The sequence below is a fragment of the Streptosporangium sp. OZ121 genome (assembly GCF_051918885.1).
Taxonomy (GTDB): Bacteria; Actinomycetota; Actinomycetes; order Streptosporangiales; family Streptosporangiaceae; genus Streptosporangium.
Map to the genome: position 1 here is coordinate 1 of NZ_JBPXMC010000006.1, position 20651 is coordinate 20651.

The 20651-nt window shown below is 71.3% G+C and carries 14 protein-coding genes; 9 read left to right on the forward strand and 5 right to left on the reverse strand.

The annotated features are described in order from the left end of the window. Positions 1–152 precede the first annotated feature (152 nt). Entirely contained in the window at positions 153–1133 is a 981-nt protein-coding gene (locus ACTOQ1_RS13875) for a Gfo/Idh/MocA family protein (protein ID WP_440067178.1), read from the reverse strand. Between the two features lie 114 nt (positions 1134–1247). Continuing rightward, positions 1248–2831 (reverse strand): peptide chain release factor 3, encoded by a 1584-nt coding sequence (locus ACTOQ1_RS13880; protein WP_440067180.1) that lies wholly within the window; start codon positions 2829–2831, stop codon positions 1248–1250. 253 nt (positions 2832–3084) lie between these two features. Here ACTOQ1_RS13880 and ACTOQ1_RS13885 point away from each other — a divergent pair, with 253 nt between their 5' ends. From ACTOQ1_RS13885 to ACTOQ1_RS13905, 5 genes are all read left to right on the forward strand, one after another. Beyond that, positions 3085–3846 carry a PP2C family protein-serine/threonine phosphatase gene (locus ACTOQ1_RS13885; RefSeq protein ID WP_440067603.1) on the forward strand — a complete coding sequence of 254 codons (762 nt, stop codon included), beginning with the start codon at positions 3085–3087 and terminating at the stop codon, positions 3844–3846. 718 nt (positions 3847–4564) lie between these two features. Next, positions 4565–5179, forward strand: a complete 615-nt coding sequence (locus tag ACTOQ1_RS13890; RefSeq protein WP_440067182.1) for a hypothetical protein — start codon at positions 4565–4567, stop codon at positions 5177–5179. 13 nt (positions 5180–5192) lie between these two features. Then, a complete protein-coding gene (locus tag ACTOQ1_RS13895; protein WP_440067183.1) occupies positions 5193–7364 on the forward strand; it encodes an SPFH domain-containing protein in 2172 nt (723 codons plus the stop codon). Continuing rightward, positions 7361–12442, forward strand: coding sequence for a DNA repair ATPase (locus ACTOQ1_RS13900; RefSeq protein WP_440067185.1), 5082 nt, complete (start codon positions 7361–7363; stop codon positions 12440–12442). The genes ACTOQ1_RS13895 and ACTOQ1_RS13900 overlap by 4 nt, the downstream gene beginning before the upstream one ends. Positions 12443–12624: 182 nt before the next feature. After that, a complete protein-coding gene (locus ACTOQ1_RS13905) occupies positions 12625–13455 on the forward strand; it encodes a phosphoribosylaminoimidazolesuccinocarboxamide synthase (RefSeq protein WP_440067187.1) in 831 nt (276 codons plus the stop codon). A 159-nt stretch (positions 13456–13614) separates the two neighbouring features. On the opposite strand, the gene ACTOQ1_RS13910 is transcribed toward ACTOQ1_RS13905, so the two are convergent. After that, a complete protein-coding gene (locus ACTOQ1_RS13910) occupies positions 13615–14418 on the reverse strand; it encodes a PP2C family protein-serine/threonine phosphatase (protein ID WP_362679730.1) in 804 nt (267 codons plus the stop codon). An 84-nt stretch (positions 14419–14502) separates the two neighbouring features. Here ACTOQ1_RS13910 and ACTOQ1_RS13915 point away from each other — a divergent pair, with 84 nt between their 5' ends. Continuing rightward, on the forward strand, positions 14503–16467 hold the full coding sequence (locus tag ACTOQ1_RS13915; RefSeq protein WP_440067188.1) for an HsdM family class I SAM-dependent methyltransferase: 1965 nt from the start codon (positions 14503–14505) through the stop codon (positions 16465–16467). Between the two features lie 25 nt (positions 16468–16492). Then, positions 16493–17386 carry a serine/threonine-protein kinase gene (locus tag ACTOQ1_RS13920; RefSeq protein ID WP_362849110.1) on the forward strand — a complete coding sequence of 298 codons (894 nt, stop codon included), beginning with the start codon at positions 16493–16495 and terminating at the stop codon, positions 17384–17386. A 121-nt stretch (positions 17387–17507) separates the two neighbouring features. On the opposite strand, the gene ACTOQ1_RS13925 is transcribed toward ACTOQ1_RS13920, so the two are convergent. Next, the gene (locus tag ACTOQ1_RS13925; RefSeq protein WP_440067631.1) at positions 17508–18464 is read right to left on the reverse strand and encodes a hypothetical protein; all 957 of its coding nucleotides are present in this window, start codon (positions 18462–18464) and stop codon (positions 17508–17510) included. On the opposite strand from ACTOQ1_RS13925, the gene ACTOQ1_RS13930 reads away from it, so the two are divergent. Together ACTOQ1_RS13930 and ACTOQ1_RS13935 are read left to right on the forward strand one after the other, a co-directional pair. Then, positions 18375–19223, forward strand: a complete 849-nt coding sequence (locus ACTOQ1_RS13930; RefSeq protein WP_440067605.1) for a LysR family transcriptional regulator — start codon at positions 18375–18377, stop codon at positions 19221–19223. The two genes, ACTOQ1_RS13925 and ACTOQ1_RS13930, sit on opposite strands and share 90 nt — an antisense overlap. Before the next feature lie 50 nt (positions 19224–19273). After that, positions 19274–20104, forward strand: a complete 831-nt coding sequence (locus ACTOQ1_RS13935; protein ID WP_440067191.1) for an MBL fold metallo-hydrolase — start codon at positions 19274–19276, stop codon at positions 20102–20104. An 83-nt stretch (positions 20105–20187) separates the two neighbouring features. Here ACTOQ1_RS13935 and ACTOQ1_RS13940 read toward each other — a convergent pair whose 3' ends face one another. Next, positions 20188–20562, reverse strand: a complete 375-nt coding sequence (locus ACTOQ1_RS13940; protein WP_440067193.1) for a phosphopantetheine-binding protein — start codon at positions 20560–20562, stop codon at positions 20188–20190. Positions 20563–20651: the final 89 nt, after the last annotated feature.

A 20651-nucleotide genomic window follows, 5' to 3' on the forward strand; every position in this document is an offset into this window, starting at 1 on the left:
AACACCCGCCCACCGCAGCGAGCACCGACAACAACCACACCGAGCACACCCGGAAAACGCCCCACCCGCACCCCCGGGAAACACCTCAGATGTGCGGGAAGGGAATCGTTCACGGCAAGCGGGAAGGGAAACGTCTCACGCACCCGGATCAGTTATTCACCGGGAAAACGGACACCCACCTGCGAGCGGACCTCGTCCATGACGCCCATCACGTCGAGAGTCGCCTGCCAGGGCATCAGCGGACTCTCCAGCAGGCCCTCGCGCAGGCAGCGCATGGCCTCGGTCGCCTCGTGCAGCATGCCCTTCCCCTCGAAGGGGACGTGGAAGGTCTCCGGCTCACCCTCCGTCGGGTGCAGGGTGAAGGTGTCGGGGCGGAAGAACGGGCCCGGCAGCTCGATCCGGCCGAGCGTGCCGGAGATGGACGCGGCGACCGGGCTGTGCGTGGTGATGCCGCAGGACAGCAGGGCGACCGCCCCGCTGTCGTAGCCGAGCAGCACGCCGGTGTTCTCGTCCACCCCCTCGGGGGTCAGCCGCGCCCAGGATCGCACCCCGGCGGGAGCGCCGAGCAGCATGTGGGCGAAGGAGATCGGGTAGACGCCCACGTCGAGCAGGGCGCCGCCGCCCAGCGCCGGGTTGCGGAGCCGGTGCTCGGGCGGGACGGAGACGGAGAACCCGAAGTCGGCGTGGACGGTCTGGACCGGGCCGACGGCGCCGCCCTCGACCAGCTCCATGATCTTGCGGACGGCCGGGATGCAGCGCGTCCACATGGCCTCCATCAGGAACAGGCCCCGCTCCCGCGCGAGGTCGACCAGTTTGGCGGCCTCGGCCCGGTTGAGGGTGAACGCCTTCTCGCACAGTACGGCCTTGCCTCCTTCGAGGCAGGTCCGTACGGCGTCGTAGTGGGCGTTCTGGGTGTTGGCGACGTAGACGATGTCCACGTCGGGGTCGGCGGCCAGCTCCGCCCAGCTCCCGTGGGCCCGCGGGATGGCGTGCCGGTCGGCGAAGGCCCGCGCGGACTCCTTCGACCGCGATCCCACCGCGGCCACCTCGGCGTCCGGCAGGAGCTTCAGGTCCTCGGTGAAGGACGCGGCGATGCCGCCGGTCGCCAGAATTCCCCACTTAATCGCGCTCATAACGACATATCTCACCACGAAAGCCTGACGGGGAGGCCCCCGGTACCCGGACCTCCCCGTCTCACGTCACGCGACCCGCCTCACCTCACGCGACCCGCGCTCCCCGCGGGGAGGTCAGCCGCGCGTGTCGGCGAGCAGGGCGTTCAGCACCAGGTCGGGGTTGTCACGCATCACGCCGCGCATGCGCCACTCGTCGGTGAACAGCGCCAGCAGGGCACCGTCGAGCGAGCGGGTGAAGACCTCCACCCCGCGCTGGCGGGCCAGGAGCGGCGCCGACTCGGCGTCGGTGAGCCTGGCGATGCCGAAGTCGAGCCGGTCCATCAGGATCTCGGTGTTGAACTCGGCGGCCATCCGGTGCTTGACCACGTCGAACTGCATCGGGCCCACCGCCGCGAGCACCGGCGACTGGTCGCCGCGGACGTCGGAGCGGAGCACCTGGACCACGCCCTCGGCGTCGAGCTGCTCGATCCCCTTGCGGAACTGCTTGGACCGGCTGGAGTCGCGGACCCTGGCCGTGGAGAAGTGCTCGGGGGCGAAGCTCGGGATCCTCGGGAACTCGACGGGCGGGCCGTCGTAGAGCGTGTCGCCGGGACGCAGGGCGCTGGCGTTGACCAGGCCGACGACGTCGCCGGGGTACGCCTCGTCGATCGTGGCGCGCTCCTGGCCGAAGACCGACTGGGCGTACTTGGTCGCGAACGGGCGGGCGGTGGCCGCGTGGACGAGCACCATGCCGCGCTCGAACCTGCCCGAGCAGACCCGGACGAAGGCGATGCGGTCACGGTGCGAGGGGTCCATGTTGGCCTGCACCTTGAAGACCAGGCCGGAGAACGGCTCCTCCAGCGGGCGCGGGTCGTCGGCGACGTCCGGGCGGGGCGTGGGGGCGGGGGCGATGTCGACCATGGCGTCCAGCAGGCGGCCGACGCCGAAGTTGGACAGCGCGGCCCCGAACAGCACCGGGGTCGACTCGTGCGCCTCGAAGGTCTTCTGGTCGTGGTCGGCGCCGATCGCGGAGAGCAGGTCGATCTCGTCCTTGGCCCGCTCCCAGTCGCCGCCCAGCTCCGCCAGGGCCTGCTCGGCGCTCAGGTCGGTCTCGATGGCCTTGGTGGCGCCGCCGGGGGTGCGGGTGTAGCGGACGATCCGGTCGGCGGTGCGGTCGGCGACCCCGTGGAAGAAGCCGCCGGTGCCGATCGGCCAGGTGATCGGCGTGGGCTTCAGGCCGGTGCGCTCCTCGATCTCGTCCAGCAGCTCCAGTGCCTCGCGCCCCGGCCGGTCCCACTTGTTGACGAAAGTGATCACCGGGATGCGGCGGTGCCGGCAGACCTCGAACAGCTTCAGGGTCTGCGGCTCCATGCCCTTGGCCGCGTCGAGCAGCATGACCGCGCAGTCGACGGCGGCGAGCACCCGGTAGGTGTCCTCGGAGAAGTCGGCGTGGCCGGGGGTGTCGACCAGGTTGAACATGTGGCCGCGGTACTCGAACCGGAGCGCGGCCGAGGTGATGGAGATGCCCCTGGCCTTCTCCATCTCCATCCAGTCGGAGGTGACCCCGCGCCGCCCGGACTTGCCGTGCACCGCGCCCGCCTGGCTGATCGCGGAGGCGTGCAGCGCCAGCGCCTCGGTCATGGTCGACTTACCCGCGTCAGGGTGGCTGATCACCGCGAACGTGCGGCGACGAGCCGCCTCCTGAAGGATCGCGGCCATTACTGATCTCCTAGCGATGCGTAAGGTGGGGTACTTCGGGCACAGTGCGGGGGGCACTGAAGGGGCGGTCGGGTGGCACCGAAACCAGCTTACGCGCCACCACAGGTGTCAACAGATGTGGCAACACTTCCCCAGGCCGCTTGCGCCACCATGGTGTTAAGTGGATCGTGGAACATCTCGGTTCGCCCTATGCCCATCCCAACTGTCCGAAAGCGGCTCAGCTCGTGCAACTCGACGATCTAGTGATGTGCAGATGATCACGCTGCGCTATACGGCAGGCTCCGACGTCGGCCGGATCCGGCAAGGCAACGAGGACGCCGCCTACGCGGGCGCCCGGCTTCTCGCCGTCGCCGACGGGATGGGCGGCCACGTGGGCGGGGAGGTCGCCAGCTCGGCGGCGATCGCCACCGTCGCGTCCCTGGACCAGGAGTGCCCCGGCGACCTCGCCGCCGCCGCCGAGGCCGGGGTCCGCAAGGCCAACCAGCGCCTGCGCGAGCTGGTCGAGGAAGACCCGTCGCTCACCGGCATGGGCACCACCCTGACCCTGATGCTCTGGAACGGCTCCCGCGTCGCCCTGGCCCACATCGGCGACTCCCGCGCCTACCTCCTGCGCAACGGCGATCTTTACCAGATCACCTACGACCACACCCTGGTCCAGACGCTGATGGACGACGGCCGGATCACCGCCGAGGAGGCCGCCCGCCACCCGCACCGGTCGATCCTGCTGCAGGTCCTCGACGGCGGCGACAACCTCGAGCTCGACCTCTCCCTCCGGGACGCCGAGCTGGGCGACCGCTACCTGCTCTGCTCCGACGGGCTGTCGGGGGTGGTCGACGCCGAGCGGCTCCGCCAGGTGCTCGCCGAGGTCGACGACCTCGACGAGGTGACGCGTCAGCTGATCGCGCTCGCCTGCGACGCGGGAGGTCCCGACAACATCACCTGCGTGGTCGCCGACGTGGTCGAGGGGGAACTCTCGGACACCCCGGTGGTGGTCGGCTCGGCCGCCCCCTCGTAACGGCCGCCCCCCTCGCGGGAACCGGGGCTCCTCGCGGGAACCGGCCTCTGTGAAGGACCGGCCTCTGTGAAGGACCGGCCTCTGTGAAGGACCGGCCTCTGTGAAGGACCGGCCTCTGTGAAGGACCGGCCTCTGTGAAGGACCGGCCTCTGTGAAGGACCGGCCTCTGTGAAGGACCGGCCTCTGTGAGGGACCGGTCTCTGTGAGGGACCGGTCTCTCGTCGCGGGCGACCCGGTGCGCGCCGGGTTCTGGTCGCCGCCGGAGACAGCGGCTATCGTCGGAAATCAGCGCTCCTCGCCGATCACCGCTCCGGAGGGATGTTCCTCATGTACAAGGAGTTCGCCATCGAGGCGATCGTGTGGCTCATTCCCGTCGTGATCCTCGTCGGTCTCGCCTACATGATCACCCGCCCCGCCTGACCTCCCGGGGCGGCTCTCCGGGACAGGGCCGAGGACGCGGAGCCCCGCTCCCGCTCCTCCGCTTCTCCGTGTTCTCCGGGCCCTAGCTTCTCCATGCCCCGCCGCGCCCTGCCTTCGCGCCTCGGGTGGTGGCCGGGTGAGTTCCGCGCGCCGACAGCCCCTGCGGGCGAGAAATCCATGCGGATATTTTCCCGCTTTGGGAACTATTCCCTTTAACAGAACTTTATCTGTATATAGTCACCTACACGTGCTCGGGGGAGCACGTTCCGGTATGCCGGCAGGGGGATCTCACACGCCGATGGGCCAGTTCGTCGATGCCGCGCTGTCTTTTCCGACCGTCCTGTTCACGTTCCTGCTCCTGGTGATCATCGCGTACTGGGTGCTCGTCGTGTCCGGGGTGTTCGGGTTCGACGGCGGTGGCGACGGTGACGGGTCCGAGGCGACGGGGGCCACCGGCCTCCTGAGCGGTCTGGGACTCGGCGGAGTCCCCGCCGCGGTGGCCGTCTCCCTACTGGTCGTCGTCGCGTGGTTCGCGAGCCTCGTGGGCGGCACGCTGTTCACGAGCACCCCCGCCCTGGTCGCGGTACTGGTCGCGGCACTGGTCTGCGCCTGGGCGTGTACCCGCCTCGTCGTCCTGTCACTTCGGCGTCTCGTCCCGAAGGAGCGCGTCCCCTCCCGCGCCGACTTCGTGGGCCGCGTGTGCGTCGTCCGCACGAGCCGCGTCGGCCGCACCTTCGGCCAGGCCGAGGTCACGTCCGCCGACGGCTCCTCCGCTCTCGTTCAAGTACGGCAGACCGGCGACGAGGTTTTCGCAGCCGGCAGCGTCGCCCTGATATTCGCCTATGACTCCCCCGGCGAATTCTTCTGGGTGATGCCGTACGACGCGGAACTCGACCCTGATCGTCCTATTTAACCGAGGGACCACATTGGACGTCATCTCCACCGGGCTCGGCATTCTCCTCGCCGTCGTCCTCCTCGTCGTCATCGCCGTGCTCTTCATGATCAGCCGGCTGTTCCACAAGGTGGAGCAGGGCAAGGCCCTGATCATCTCGAAGATCAACAAGGTCGACGTCACCTTCACCGGGGCCGTCGTGCTGCCCGTCTTCAACAAGGCCGAGCTGATGGACATCTCGGTGAAGACCATCGAGATCGCGCGTACCGGCCGTGAGGGCCTGATCTGCCGCGACAACATCCGCGCCGACATCCGCATCACCTTCTTCGTCCGGGTCAACAAGACCGTCGAGGACGTGGTGAAGGTCGCCCAGGCCATCGGCACCGCGCGGGCGAGCGACCAGGAGACGCTGCAGGAGCTGTTCAACGCCAAGTTCTCCGAGGCGCTCAAGACGGTCGGCAAGCAGCTCGACTTCGTGGACCTCTACACCCAGCGCGACCAGTTCCGCGACCAGATCATCCAGGTCATCGGCACCGACCTCAACGGCTACAGCCTCGAGGACGCGGCCATCGACTACCTGGAGCAGACCTCGCTGCTCTCCCTGGACAAGAACAACATCCTCGACGCGCAGGGCATCAGGAAGATCACCGAGCTGACCGCCATCGAGCACGTGCGGACCAACGAGTTCCAGCGGCGCGAGGAGAAGGAGATCACCCGCCAGAACGTGGACGCGCGGGAGGCCATCCTGGAGCTGGAGCGCCGCCAGGCCGACGCGGAGACCAAGCAGAAGCGCGAGGTCGAGACCATGCGCGCCCGCGAGGAGGCGGAGACCGCCAAGGTCCAGGCCGAGGAGCGGCTCAAGGCGCACGCCGCCCACCTGCGTACCGACGAGCAGCTCGGCGTCCAGCAGGAGAACCAGGCCCGCGAGATCGCGGTGGCGGCGAAGAACCGCGAGCGGGTCCTCGCCATCGAGACCGAGCGGATCGAGAAGGACCGGCTGCTGGAGGTCATCGCCCGCGAGCGCGAGACCGAGCTGTCGCGCATCTCCAAGGACAAGGAGCTGGAGGGCGAGAAGCGCTCCATCGCCGAGGTGATCCGCGAGCGGATCGTGGTGGAGAAGACGGTCGCCGAGCAGGAGGAGAGCATCAAGCGCCTGCGCGTGGTCGAGGAGGCCGAGCGGACCCGCCAGGCCGTGATCATCCAGGCCGAGGCCGAGGCGCAGGAGAGCCTGGTCAAGGACATCAAGGCGGCCGAGGCCTCCGAGGCCGCGTCCAAGCACCGGGCGCGCGAGGCGCTGGTGCTGGCCGAGTCGCGGCAGCAGGCGGCCGAGCTCGACGCTCGCGCCAAGATCCGTCTTGCCGAGGGTGTCCAGGCCGAGACGGCCGCCGCCGGTCTGGCCGAGGTCCAGGTACGCGAGCGGGACGCCGCGGCGATCGAGAAGGTCGGCCGCGCCGAGGCCGCCGTCGAGCGGGAGAAGGCGCTGGCGGTCGCCGAGGGCGAGCAGGCCAGGGCCCACGCCGCGGCCACCGCGGTGCGCGAGAAGCTGAAGGCCGAGGCCGAGGGCGAGCAGGCGATGGCGCTGGCCGCCGCCGCGACGGTCGGCGAGAAGCTCAAGGCCGAGGCCGAGGGTCTCACCGAGAAGGCCGCGGCGATGGCCGCGCTCACCGACGCGACCCGTGCCCACGAGGAGTACCGCCTGCGGCTGGAGGCCGAGAAGGAGATCCGCCTCGCAGGGGTGAACGTCCAGCTCAAGATCGCCGAGGCGCAGGCCTCCGTGGTGTCGGCCGGGCTGTCCAAGGCCAACATCGACATCGTCGGCGGCGACACCGTGTTCTTCGACCGGCTGATGAGCTCGATCACCATGGGCAAGGCCGTGGACGGCTTCGTGGAGAACTCCGACGTCGCCCGCACGCTGGCCGGGCCGTACCTGGACGGCTCGGCGAGCCTCCCCGCCGACCTGGGCAGGGTCCTCGGCTCGATCGACACCGCCGACGTGCGCAACCTCTCGCTGTCCGCGCTGCTGATGAAAATGATCAAGGAAGGCGGTCCCGACGCGGACAGGCTGCGCGGCCTGCTGGGCGAGGCCCAGGCGGCCACCACGACCGAGGTCCCCGTCGCCGCGCTCGGCGCCGCCGGCTCCGGCAACTCAACCGGCAACTCAACCGGCAACTCCGCCGGTAACTCCGCCGGTTCCGCCAAGCAGTGACGTCCTCCACGGCGGAGGCCGTCACCGGCGCCCCCGGCGAGGGGGCGGGGCTGGACGCGGGCACCTACGAGGTGCTCCGCGCCCGGCTGGCCGAGCAGGCCGCCGAGCTGGCCCGGCAGTCCGACGCGCTCAACGCCGAGCGCCTGGCGGTGTTCGGCGGGACCGAGCTGCGCCTGGTCGGCACCGAGCGGATACGCACCGAGAACAACTGCGTGCCGCGCGACATCGTGTCGGTCGGCGGGCTCATGCTCTTCGGCTACAACGTGTTCATCGGGATGAAGCCGGAGACGACCGTCGAGGACGTCTTCTCCGTGCACACGTTCGTCCGGGACGGCGGGGACGGCGGGGAGAGCGGGAACGCGTTCCGGTTCGACCCAGCGCCGATGTTCCGCGACCCGCGCTTCGAGCGGGACTTCGCCGAGCTCTACCGGTACTACCGGGAGACCCGGCTGCTCCAGCTCCGCCGTGTCGAGGGCAAGATGCTGGCCGTCTTCCAGACCGGCCCGCAGGACACCCGCGTGCTGCGCTGGCAGGTCGGAACGGACGGCACGCTCTCCTACATCGACGACCGGGGGGAGCGCGACCACACGTTCCCGCCCTCGCACGACTTCGAGTGGATCCCGGCCACCCGCGACGACCACGTGACGGGCCGCCACCCGCACATCTCGATCGAGGGCGAGGTGTTCGTCGAGACCGTCGGCGGCGACCTCACCATCAAGATCGAGAACAACACCGAGACCGGGGAGGGCGTCTACCGCGAACCCGTCGCGGAGCCGCTGCAGAGCCTCGCCGACGCGGAGGTCCACCACGCCAGGATCGGCCCGCTGATCCTGCTGCGGGTGCGGCCGTACAAGGAGCCCGAGTGGCGGCACCTGGTGTTCAACACCCGGACCAAGGGCGTGGTCCGCCTCGACGGCATCGGACAGGCCTGCCAGCGCCTGCCCGAGGACCAGGGGATCATCTTCCCCGGCGGCTACTACCTGTCCACCGGGGTCAGCAAGACGTTCGACACCGACGTGTCCGAGCTGGAGTTCGAGCGGGTCATCCGCTCCCCCAACGGCGAGGACGTGCTGTACGTCTTCCACGCCCGCGTCGAGGGGCGGTCGCTGCTGCTGCCGTACAACGTGATCCGCAAGCAGGTGGAGACGCCGCTGTCCTGCCACGGGTACTCGCTGTTCGACGACGGCACGCTGGTCGTCTTCAGGGCCACCTCCGACGAGCCCACCCGCGTCCACCCCATGCAGGTCTGGCAGACGGCCTACCAGTCGGACCTCCACGCCGCCGGGCGTCCGGTCGGCACCGGGCCGCTGGAGCGGATCGGCAACGCGGAGCTGGTACGGGGCATCTCCGACTGCCTGTCGGTGGCGCGGATGGTCGAGGAGATGGCGCCGTCCGTCCCGGTCTTCGAGGCGCTGATCGCCTCCTGCGCCCGGGTCTTCGACCACTACCACTGGCTGGGCGAGCACCGGCTGCGCGGCCCGCTCGCCGACCTGCGGGCCACCGCCGAGCAGGTGCTGGACGAGTTCGAGAAGGTCCAGTCGCTCACCCGGCAGGCCGCCGAGGCGCTGGAGGGCGCCGCCGCCGAGGTCACCGCGCTCGTACGGCACGCGCGCGGCGAGGCGCCCAGGTCCGCGCAGGGCTGGGTCGACCGGCTGTCGGAGCTGCGGCGGTCGCAGGGACACCTGGTGACCCTGCGCGAGCTGCGCCACGTCGACACGGCCAGGATCGACGCGCTCGACACGGAGCTGGCGGCCGAGCTGGACAGCAGCGCGCAGCGCGCGGCGGGATTCCTGCGGGGCGACGACGCCTTCGCCGGATACCACGCGGAGGTCGAGCGGCTGGTCTCCGACGCGGGCGCCATCGCGACCGTGGCCGAGGCCGGGCCGATCGGCGAGCGGCTGGAGCGGCAGGCCCGGGGCCTGGAGATCGTGGTCGAGGTGGTCGGCACGCTCGACATCGCCGACGCCACCGTGCGGACCGCCATCCTGGAACGGGTCGGCGAGGTGCTCGGTGGGGTCAACCGCGCCCGCGCCACGCTGGAGGCCCGGCGCGGGGAGCTGCTGGCCGGTGAGGGGCGGGCGGCCTTCGCGGCAGAGTACGCCCTGCTGGGGCAGGCGATCACCGGGGCGCTGGCGATGTCCGACACCCCCGAGCGCTGCGACGAGCAGCTGGGCCGCCTGATGCTCCAGCTGGAGAACCTGGAGTCGCGCTTCGCCGAGTTCGACGACTTCCTGGGGCAGCTGGCCGCCAAACGGGAGGACGTCTACGAGGCGTTCTCCTCGCGCCGCCAGGCGCTGCTCGACGAGCGGGCCCGCCGCGCCGACCGGCTCGCCGACTCCGCCACGCGGATCCTGTCGAGCGTACGGCGGCGGGTGGCCGGGCTGGCGTCGCTGGACGAGGTCAACACCTACTTCGGGTCCGACCCGATGGTGCTCAAGCTGAGGGGCGTGGCCGGGGAGCTGCGCGCGCTGGGCGACCAGGTCCGCGCGGAGGAGCTCGAGGGCCGGATCAAGTCCGCCCGCCAGGAGGCGGGCCGCGCCCTGCGCGACCGGCTCGACCTCTACACCGACGGCGGGGAGACGATCCGGCTCGGCCGTCACCTGTTCGCGGTCAACACCCAGCCCGCCGACCTCACCCTGGTCCCGCACGAGGACCGGATGGCGTTCGCCGTCACCGGGACCGACTACCGCTCCCCGGTGCGCGACGCGGCCTTCGAGGACACCCGGCCGTTCTGGAACCAGCTGACGGTCTCGGAGTCGCCCGAGGTCTACCGGGGCGAGCACCTGGCCGCCTCGATCCTTGCCGCCGCCGAGGCCGGAACGCCGCTGTCCCCCGGCACCGGCGGGGCCCCGGTGTCCCTGGACGCGCTGCACGAGGCCGCGGTGACCGGCGGGGAGCTGCTGGAGATCGTCCGCCGGGTGGCGGAGGCCCGGTACGACGAGGGCTACGAGCGCGGCGTCCACGACCACGACGCCACCGCGATCCTCCAGGCCGCGCTCCGCCTGCACGCGGGCGCGGGGCTGCTGCGCTACCCGCCCGCCGCGAGGGCCGCCGCCCAGCTCTTCTGGGCCTTCGGCACCGACGAGGCCGCCCGGGCCGCGTGGACCACCCGGGCGACGTCGCTCGTACGGGCACGGACCCTGTTCGGCAGGGTGGAGGCGGTGGAGGAGACCCGCGCCGCCCTCGGCTCCGCGATCGCGTCCTTCAGCAGGGGTCTGCACGGCGACACGGGAGACGCTGGAGACGCTGGAGACACGGACGTCTTCGAGCTGGCCGGGGAGTATCTCTTCGAGGAGCTGCCGGGCAAGCCGTTCGGGTTCGTGACGAGCGCGGGGGCGCGGTCGCTGCTCGACCGGTTCGACCGGGCGCTGGGGCCCGCGCGCGCGGAGTTCGAGGACGACCTGCGGGCGCTCGGCGACGACCTCGCCGCACGCCACCGCCTGGCCGAGGCGTGGCTCTCCGCCTTCGACGTCTCGACCTCGGGCTCGGGCTCGGGGTCCGCTCCGGGTTCAGGCCCGGGAGCGGGTACGGGCTCCGTGCCGGAACCGGGAGCCTCGGGCGCGGGACGGGCTTCGGGCGCCGGATCGGCGGAGCTGGTGGAGGCGGTGGCCGTACTGCTGTGCGAGGTGGCGCGGCACGACTCCTCGGCGGCGCTGACCGCCACGGTCGAGGGGCTGCTCGGCGCGCACCCCCGCGTCTCCGGGCGCGCGATGGAGCTGCGCCTGGACGAGTTCCTCGCCAGGACCCGGCACTTCCGCGATCACCGCGTCCCCGCCTACCGCGCCTACCAGCGGCGGCGCAACGAGCTGGTCGCGGCCGAGCGCGAGCGGCTGAGGCTGGAGGAGTTCCGGCCGAAGGTGATGACCGCCTTCGTCCGCAACCAGCTGCTCGACGAGGTCTACCTGCCGCTGATCGGCGACAACCTGGCCAAGCAGCTCGGCGCGGCGGGGGACGCCAAGCGGACCGACCAGATGGGCATGCTGCTGCTCATCTCCCCGCCGGGCTACGGCAAGACCACCCTCATGGAGTACGTGGCCAACCGGCTCGGGCTGATCTTCGTCAAGGTCAACGGCCCGGCCCTGGGCCACCTGGTGACCTCGGTGGACCCGGCGCAGGCGCCCGACGCGACGGCGCGGCAGGAGATCGAGAAGATCTCCTTCGCGCTGGAGATGGGCAACAACGTCCTGCTCTACCTGGACGACATCCAGCACACCTCCCCCGAGCTGCTGCAGAAGTTCATCTCCCTGTGCGACGGCCAGCGCCGGATGGAGGGCGTCTGGGAGGGGAGGACCCGCACCTACGACCTGCGGGGCAAGCGCTTCGCGGTCTGCATGGCGGGCAACCCGTACACCGAGGCGGGAAGGCGCTTCCGCATCCCCGACATGCTCGCCAACCGCGCCGACGTGTGGAACCTGGGCGACGTGCTGTCGGGGCGCGACGAACTGTTCGCGCTGAGCTACATCGACAACGCGCTCACCTCCAATCCGGTCCTGTCTCCGCTCTCCACCCGCGACCGGGGCGACATCCGCCTCCTGGTGCGGCTGGCGCGCGGCGACTCGGGGGTCCGGGCCGACCAGCTCTCCCACCCGTACTCCTCGGTGGAGCTGGAACAGGTCCTCGCGGTGCTGCGCAAGCTGCTGCGGATCCAGCGGGTGGTGCTGGCCAACAACCAGGCCTACATCGCCTCGGCCGCCCAGGCGGACGCGTCGCGGACCGAGCCGCCGTTCCAGCTCCAGGGCTCGTACCGCAACATGAACAAGCTCGCGGCCCGGGTCGTCCCGGTGATGAACGACGCCGAACTGGAGGCCGTGATCGACGACCACTACCTCGGCGAGGCTCAGACCCTCACCTCGGGCGCGGAGGCCAACCTGCTCAAACTGGCCGAGCTGCGCGGCACCATGACCCCCGTACAGGCCGCGCGGTGGGCCGAGGTGAAGGCCGCCTACCTTCGCGCCCAGGCCCTCGGCGGCGCCGAGGACGACCCGATGACCCGCGCGGTCGGCGCGGTCGGCCTGCTGGCCGACCGGGTGAGCACCGCCATCGAACACGCCGCCGACCGTCTGTCCCCCGAACCGTGAGACCCGGGGTCGGCCCACCTCCGAGATCCGCGAGGTGGGCCGGCCCCGGTCCCGAGGGCGGGGGCGGTCGTCCGGCAGGGCGGGCGCGGGTCTCCGCCGGGTGTCGAATACGGTGAGCAGGTGTCGGTCAGCGACCGGCGGCCCGCAGACGGCCGCCGGGTCGAGCGAGAGCAAGGAACGCAGTGAAGCTTCTTCATTCCGGGAAGGTCCGCGACGTCTACGAGGATCGCGGGGACATCGTCCTCGTGGCGTCCGACCGGGTGTCGGTGTACGACGTGATCCTGCCCACCCCGATCCCCGACAAGGGGAAGATCCTCACGCGGCTGTCGCTGTGGTGGTTCGAGCAGCTCGCCGACATCGTGCCCAACCACGTGATCTCGGCGACCGACGTGCCCGCCGAGTTCGAGGGGCGTGCGGTGCGGTGCCGGAGGCTGGAGATGGTGCAGGTCGAGTGCATCGCGCGCGGTTACCTGACCGGCAGCGGGCTGAAGGAGTACCAGGCGCACGGGTCGGTCTCGGGCGTGCCGCTGCCGCCCGGGCTGGTCGACGGCTCCAAACTCCCCGAGCCGATCTTCACCCCGAGCACCAAGGCGCCGCTCGGGCAGCACGACGAGCCCATCTCCTTCGAGGACGTCGTCTCCCGGGAGGGCGCGGAGGCCGCCGAGGAGTTCAGGCGGATCACGCTGGAGGTCTACCGGCGCGGCTCCGAGCTCGCCGCGGAGCGGGGCGTCATCATCGCCGACACCAAGATCGAGCTGGGCCGGGCCGCCGACGGCACGCTCGTGCTCGGCGACGAGGTGCTGACCTCCGACTCCTCCCGCTTCTGGCCCGCCGACCGGTGGGAGCCCGGCCACCCGCAGTTCTCCTTCGACAAGCAGTACGTGCGCGACTGGGCCACCGGCACGGGCTGGGACAAGCGGGAACCCGCCCCGGAGGTGCCCGCCGAGATCGTGGAGGTCACCCGGGCGCGCTACATCGAGGCGTACGAGCGCATCACCGGCAAGACCTGGTGAGTTCCCCGGGCTCGTAGCCCGCCCGGCGAGGAGGCCCGCCGACGGGGGTCGGCTCTCGGGCCCCGCCAGGCCGGGAGAGCCATCTCGGGCCCCGCCAGGCCGGGAGAGCCGGAGCCCCGGGACCCGGGGATCGGGCCCGCGGGGCCGCGGGGCCGGGGGTCAGAGGGAGAGCCTCCGCTCGACCGCGGCGCCCACGATGGTCGGGCCCGCCGGAGCCGCGTCGGTGGGCGTCCCGAAGTCGGCCACGACGCAGGTGATGTTGTCGGGGCCGCCGCCCCGGTTGGCCAGGTCGATGAGCCAGCGGGCGGCCTCGTCGGGGTCGGAGATCTCGGTCAGCGTGTTGAACAGGGTCTCGGGGCCGACCACGGCGGTCAGGCCGTCGGAGCAGAGCAGGTAGCGGTCCTCGGGATAGGCCTCGCGCAGCGACAGGTCCAGCTCGCCGTCGCCGGTGCCTTCGAGGACCCGCAGCACCATCGACCGGCGCGGGTGCTCGGCGGCCTGCTCCGGGGTGATCCGCCCCTCGTCCACCAGTGACTGGACCAGGGTGTGGTCGTGGGTGATCTGGTAAAGGGCGCCGTCACGCAACATGTAGGCCCGGGAGTCCCCGACGTGGGCCAGGGCGAAGGTGGCGCCGTCCCAGAGCATGGCGGTCAAGGTGGTGCCCATGCCGCGCAGCGTGGGGTCCTGCTCGCTCATGTCGCGCAGCGTGTGGTTCACGTCCCTGGCGGCGCCCTTGAGCGCGGCGAGCAGGTCGACACCGCCGGCGGGCAGGGTGTCGTCCAGCTTCGCCATGGCGGTGACGGCAAGTGAGCTGGCGACCTCTCCACCCGCATGACCACCCATGCCGTCGGCTATGGCAAGCAGGCGGGCGCTCGCGTAGCCCGAGTCCTCGTTCGCCTCACGGCGGACACCCACGTCCGAGCGGGCCGCGTAGCGCAGTGCAAGTGGTTGGTTCAGTGCCATGAGGGCAGTAAATCATTGGTTGAAGCACTTCACAAGCAAAGTCGTTGTAGACCGTTGCGGCACAGTCAACTACTGTGGCCCACCATGGAGGAGAGCCAGGAGATCACCGTGAACGCGGGCGACATCGCCCGGCTCGCCGGGGTCGGCAGGGCAGCGGTGAGCAACTGGCGCCGCCGCCATGAGGACTTTCCCCAGCCGGTGGGCGGCACCGCCTCCAGCCCGCTGTTCTCCCTGCCCGAGATCGCCGTGTGGTTGCGCGCGAACGGCAAGTCCTTCGAGGTCTCGCTCGGCGACCTGGTCTGGCAGCGGATGCGCACCTCGGTCGACGACCTCAGGCTGGGCGAGCTGGTGGCCAAGGTCGGCGCGTTCCTGCTGTTCCTGCGCCGCGAGCCCACCGCCTGGCGTGATCATGGCACGAAGTCTCTCACCCGCGTGGCCGAGGTGACGACGGACCTCCCCGGCTCCGCCGATCTCCGCCTGGACGACCTGGCCCTCGTCCGGCTGGTCGCCGAGCTGGCCGCAGAGCGCGGCCCCCTGGAGGTCTTCGAGTTCCTGTTCGGGCGCTACGCCGAGGCCCACTCCCGCCAGCTCCCGGTCACCAGGGACGACGTGGCCGCGCTCATGGTCCGGCTGGCGGCCGGGAACGGGGGCGTCGTCCTCGACCCCGCGTGCGGCGTCGGGACACTGCTGCTGGGCGCGGACTCCCTGGCCGGTCGGGGCGGCGCCTCGGCGGGCGGGGGGACGAGCGCCCGGGCGGGACGCGGGACCGTCCTGATGGGGCAGGAGATCAACGAGACGAACGCGCTGCTCACCGCCGTACGCCTGCTGCTGCGCGGGGCCGAGGCGCGGATCGTCGCCGGTGACTCCCTGCGCGAGGACCGCCTGGCCGGTGAGCCCGCCGACGCCGTGGTCTGCGACCCGCCGTTCAACGAGCGGGTCTGGGGACACGAGGAGCTCGCCGGCGACCCGCGCTGGGAGTACGGGCTGCCGCCGCGCGGGGAGTCGGAGCTGGCCTGGGTGCAGCACTGCCTGGCCCGGGTGAGGCCGGGCGGCCTGGTGGCGATCCTGATGCCCACCGCCGCCGCCAGCCGCCGTCCCGGCAAGCGGATCCGCGGCAACCTGCTCAGGACGGGGGCGCTGCGGGCCGTGGTGACGCTGGCGCCCGGCGGCCCCGACCTGTGGATGCTCCGCAGGCCCGACGGCGGGCGTCCGCCGTCGCAGCTGCTGGTGGTGGACGCCGCCGAGGACCTGTCGATCGTGGAACCCGCCTGGCGCGCGTACGTGGAGGACCCGGAGGCCGAGCTGTCCGGGGAGAGCCGGACGGTGCGCATCATCGACCTGCTCGACGACGAGGTCGACCTCGCCCCGTCCAGGCACCGCCCCCAGCACGGCGGCCTCGACTTCCTGCGCGACTTCACCGACGCCCTGACCAGGTTCAAGGAGACCTCGGCCCTGCTGCCGGACGCCACTCCCGCCCTCCAGCCGCTCGCCGAGCGGCAGGACCTGCCGACCACCACGGTCGGCGAGCTGGCCAAGGCCGGGCTGATCACGATCCTGCAGGCGCCGGCGAGGATGTCCGCGGACGAGGGCCCGCTTCCGGTGCTGACCGCCGACGACACCGCGGCGGGCGTGCCGCCCTCGGGCCGCACCACCCTCGACCCGGCCCTGGTCATGATCAGGCCGGGCGACGTGGTGACCACCGCGCTGGGCGCGGTCAGGGTGATCACCCACGGTGGCGCGGCGCTCGGCCCGCAGCTCACCCTCTACCGGGTCGACCCGCAGCGGCTCGACTCCGGATTCCTGGCCGGGTTCCTGCGCTCGGCCGACGCGGCGAGGATCCATCCCAGCTCCAGCCGCCTCGACGTGCGACGGGCGCGGGTGCCCATGCTGCCCCTGTCCGACCAGCGGATGTACGGTACGGTCTTCCGCGAGCTGTTCGACCTGGAGGACAGACTGCGCGAAACGCGGACGCTGGGGGAAACGCTGCTCCGGCTAGGCTTTGACGGACTGGTCGACGGCCATCTCCGGCCGTGCGACCAAGGGGCGTGACGCCCGCAGGTCCATGGGAGGGTCGATGGTCATCGGCGACCGATACGTGCTCGACGACCTTCCTCTCGGCCAGGGGGGCATGGGGGCCGTCTACGGCGGCCACGACAAGCATCTCGACCGCAGGGTGGCCGTCAAGTTCCTGAAGTTCCTCACCGGCCCCGACGAGGAGCTGAAGCGGCGCTTCCTGCGCGAGGCCCGCATCCTGGCCAGGCTGGAGCACCCCGGCGCTCCGGTCCTGTACGACTTCGGCACCTTCGACCAGCGGCTGTTCCAGGTGATGCAGTTCATCGAGGGCGTCACCGTGGCCGACGTGGTCAGCGAGCACGGCCCGCTCCCGGTGCCGTGGGCGGCGGCGATCGCCGCGCAGGCCTGCGCGGTGCTGACGGCCGCCCACGCGCTGTCGATCTACCATCGCGATCTGAAGCCGACCAACCTGATGCTCTGCCCCGACGGGAGCGTGAAGGTCCTCGACTTCGGCCTGGCCGTGCTCCGCGAGTCCGGTTCGACCCAGTTCACCCGGGTGGGCCAGATCCTCGGCACCCCGTCGTACATGGCGCCCGAGCAGATCCAGCGCGGCCTGTCCGGTCCCCGCAGCGACCTCTACGCCCTCGGGTGCGTGATCCACGAGATGTTGACGGGCCGCCAGCTGTTCACCGGCCCCACCGAGTACGCCGTGTTCGAGCGCCAGGTGAAGGAACGCCCGCCGGAGGTGCCCGGCGTCCCGGACGAGCTGAACCGCCTCGTCGCCGACCTGCTGGAGAAGGATCCCGACAACCGCCCCTCGGGCGCCGACGTCCTCTACGAGCGGCTGCAGCCCTTCGCGGTGGACCTGCCGATGCTTCCCGGCTTCCTGCACCCGTCGTCGGTGCCGAGCCCGGGACGGATGTACGCGCGGATGGTCGGCCGGGTCCTGGGCTGACGGGTCCTGGGCTGACGGGTTCGCGGCCCCGTGGCGCCGCCGGGCGGGCCGGGAACGGGTCCTCGCCCGCGTTTCCCGCCGAGGGCGCCGGGCGGCGCTCCCCCGGTGCTGTTCCCACGTCTCAGGCACCCTTTACCGGTATTTTCGGTACGTAATGCAGTTCGTTCAGGTCGCTGCCGGGGTTGTAGGTGCAGTAGTAGTCGCGCCAGGGGTATTTGGCGTGCGCGCTGATCCCTTCGTACAGGCAGATGTAGCAATTGGTGAGGCTTGTGACGTACGTGCTGTCAGGGCGGACGAAAGTCGGGAAGTTGCAGCTGTTCACCGTGATCGGCGTCGATTCCCGCATGGCGTCGTCACCGACCGCGGCCGCGCATCCTGACGCGCCCAGCACGCTCAGGCCGAGCCACAGCGTGACACTCGTACGAGCGAGCGCGATCACCCGAGCGAGATTTCCCTTCTTCACGAGCATCCCTTTCTCCACGTGATCTGGATGATTCCGACCGCACCGTCGCGGTGTCCGCGGAGCCGCGCGGACACCACGCTCCGGCCGGACGGCACCCTGATCGGGGGCGGTGACCGCCTCCGTGGTCCCGCGGCCGGGGACGGTTGGGCGGCGGGCGAAGGGGTAAAGGCCGAGCAGTGAACCGAGGCCGGACGGCCGGGTCCCACGTGCGACGACTCCGATGACCTCGACCGGGCCGGCCTCGCGAGCGTCGAGCTCGATCGGCGGCAGCGGGGCGTTCACCGCGACGGCGCCGGCGTGCACGACAGGCTCGAGGAGAATGAGGTGGCACAGGTCAGGCGTGACGGCTTTTAGCTGGTCATCGCGCCGCTCATACCGTCTGGACCAATCTTTAATCAGATTTCGCCATACGTCCAAGGCTTGTTCTGACGTCATCGATGCCCTCCAGACATCGACGAACGCGATCAGGGCGGGGGTGGTGCTCGAATGGATCTTGATCTGCGCAAGCTTCGCTACTTCATCGCGGTGGCGGAGCGGCTGCATTTCGGCCAGGCGGCCGAAGCGCTGCACATCACCCAACCCGCGCTCTCCCGGCAGATCAGGCAACTGGAACATGACGTGGGCGTCGACCTCTTCGTCCGTACCAGCCGGGAGGTCACCCTCACTCCCGCGGGCGAGCAGCTCCTGCATGACGCGGGGCGGCTGCTCGCCGCCAGCCACGCGGCCCGGGACAGGGCGCGCCGCGCCGGCGAGGACGGACGCCACCTGACCGTCGGGTTCATGCTCGGCATAGACACCGCCCCGGCCCTGCGGTGCTTCGCCGAGCGCCACCCCGACGTGATCATCCACCTCAAACGCCTGCGCTGGAAGGACTACGGCCGGGCTCTGCTCGACGGCCGCGTCGATGTCGGCTTCGTCCGGCTCCCCCTGGCCTCCGATGGGCTGAGCACGATGTTCCTGTACAACGAGCCGTTCACCGTCGCGCTGCCCGCCGACCACCCTCTGGCGGGCAAGACCTCGCTGAGCATCGACGACATCGCCGACGAGCCCGTCCTGCACTACGCCGACGCCGAGGCCGACCCGGCGTGGAACGCCTTCTGGAGAATCGACCCACGCCCCGACGGGACCCGGCCCCGCTCCGGGCCCGTCGTGCACGACATAGAGGAGATCGTGGAGTACGTCCGGGCGGGGCGCGGTGTGGCGTTCCTCCCTCCCGCGATCACCTCCTTGTTCCCGCGGCCCCGCGTCACCTACGTTCCGGTCGCCGACGCCCCGCTGGGCGGGGTCGTTCTGGCCTGGGACAGCACCCGGCACTCCCCCCTGATCGCCGCCCTGGCCGAGGCCATCCTGGAGACCGGTCCCCTCGGGCGGTGAGCCGGAGGTCGTTCACCGGCCGGTTCCGGAGATCGGGGAGAATACGGCCCGTGGAAGGTCGATGGGTCGAGGTGGCGGACCGGGTGCTCGTGCGGCGGTACGCCGAGCTGGACCTGTCGGTGGGGCTGGTCATGGGCGACGGCGGCTGCCTGGTGATCGACACGCGGGGGGACGAGCGGCAGGGGGCGGAACTGCTCGCGGAGGTGAGACGGATCACCCGCGACCCGTGGACGGTGGCGATCACCCACTCGCACTTCGACCACAGCTTCGGCACCCGGCCGTTCCTCGACTGTCCCGTCTGGGCGCACGAGGGCTGCCGCGCCGACCTGGTCGAGAACGGCGGCCGGGCCAGGGACGAGTGGGCACGGTACTACCGGGATCTGGGGCGCCCGGACATCGCCGGCGACATCGCGAGGACCGAGATCGTGCCGCCGGACCATCTCGTGACCGACCGGATCCGGCTGGTCGTCGGGGGCCGCCCGGTCGTCCTGGCCCACCTCGGCCGCGGCCACTCCGGCAACGACATGGTCGTCCACGTGCCGGACGCCGGGGTGATCTTCGCCGGGGACCTCGTGGAGAACGGCGCGCCGCCCGCCTACGAGGACGCCTACCCCCTCGAATGGCCCGCCACGGTCGCCGGGCTGCTCGACCTGCTCGACGGGACTCCCTCCCCCGGCCCCGGTGGCGCGGTCGTCGTTCCCGGTCACGGTGACCCGGCCGGCCGCGCGTTCGTCGTCGCCCAGCACGCGGAGATATCCGCTCTGGCCCGTCTCTGCGAGCTGGTGAGCGCGGGTCTCCTGTCCCCCGCCGACGCCGTACGCCGGTCGCCGTACCCCGAGGAGACGACCAGGATCGCTCTCGGCCGTGCGGGTCGCCCCTGACGGCGGCCGGGTCGCGCCGGCCCCGGAAGAGCATGCGGGCGGGGCGGTCCCGGCGCGGTGCCGGACCGATGCCCGACGGTCCCTCAGGAGCGGGTGAGGCCGGTCAGGTAGGCGGTGAGGGCGTTCAGATCCTGGAGGAACCAGGTGTCACCGCCAAAGTCGATCATGATGTCCAGCTCCGCCTCGATGGCGTCGACCAGGCGGATCGTGGCGATGGAGGTGATCCCCATGGCGACGAACGAGCTGTCGGAATCGAGGATCTCCCGGGCGGAGAGTTCCCCGTCGCACGCCGTGGACAGCGCTCCGGCCAGCCACGTCCGGAGGGAGTCCCAGGAAAGGGGGACGCCCGTCCCCGTCGTTCCCCCCGCTCGCCCGGCCGGCGCGGTCTGCCCGGCGGGGCCGGCGGGCTCCACCGGTTCGGCCGGACCCGCCGGACCGGCGCCGTCTGGGTGACTCATTCGATACCTCCAGTGGGAGACCCGGGTTCCGGTCCCGGGAGGGTGTCGGGTTCTCCCCCGGCCCGCCGGCCGTCACGGGGGAAGGGGGG

What these genes read in the sequence shown, in the direction of transcription:
- ACTOQ1_RS13875 (WP_440067178.1), bottom strand. Translation starts at nt 1,133, where the DNA reads ATGAGCGCGATTAAGTGGGGAATTCTGGCGACCGGCGGCATCGCCGCG.
- ACTOQ1_RS13880 (WP_440067180.1), bottom strand. Translation starts at nt 2,831, where the DNA reads ATGGCCGCGATCCTTCAGGAGGCGGCTCGTCGCCGCACGTTCGCGGTG.
- ACTOQ1_RS13885 (WP_440067603.1), top strand. Translation starts at nt 3,085, where the DNA reads ATGATCACGCTGCGCTATACGGCAGGCTCCGACGTCGGCCGGATCCGG.
- ACTOQ1_RS13890 (WP_440067182.1), top strand. Translation starts at nt 4,565, where the DNA reads ATGGGCCAGTTCGTCGATGCCGCGCTGTCTTTTCCGACCGTCCTGTTC.
- ACTOQ1_RS13910 (WP_362679730.1), bottom strand. Translation starts at nt 14,418, where the DNA reads ATGGCACTGAACCAACCACTTGCACTGCGCTACGCGGCCCGCTCGGAC.
- ACTOQ1_RS13915 (WP_440067188.1), top strand. Translation starts at nt 14,503, where the DNA reads ATGGAGGAGAGCCAGGAGATCACCGTGAACGCGGGCGACATCGCCCGG.
- ACTOQ1_RS13920 (WP_362849110.1), top strand. Translation starts at nt 16,493, where the DNA reads ATGGTCATCGGCGACCGATACGTGCTCGACGACCTTCCTCTCGGCCAG.
- ACTOQ1_RS13925 (WP_440067631.1), bottom strand. Translation starts at nt 18,464, where the DNA reads ATGTTCCAGTTGCCTGATCTGCCGGGAGAGCGCGGGTTGGGTGATGTG.
- ACTOQ1_RS13940 (WP_440067193.1), bottom strand. Translation starts at nt 20,562, where the DNA reads ATGAGTCACCCAGACGGCGCCGGTCCGGCGGGTCCGGCCGAACCGGTG.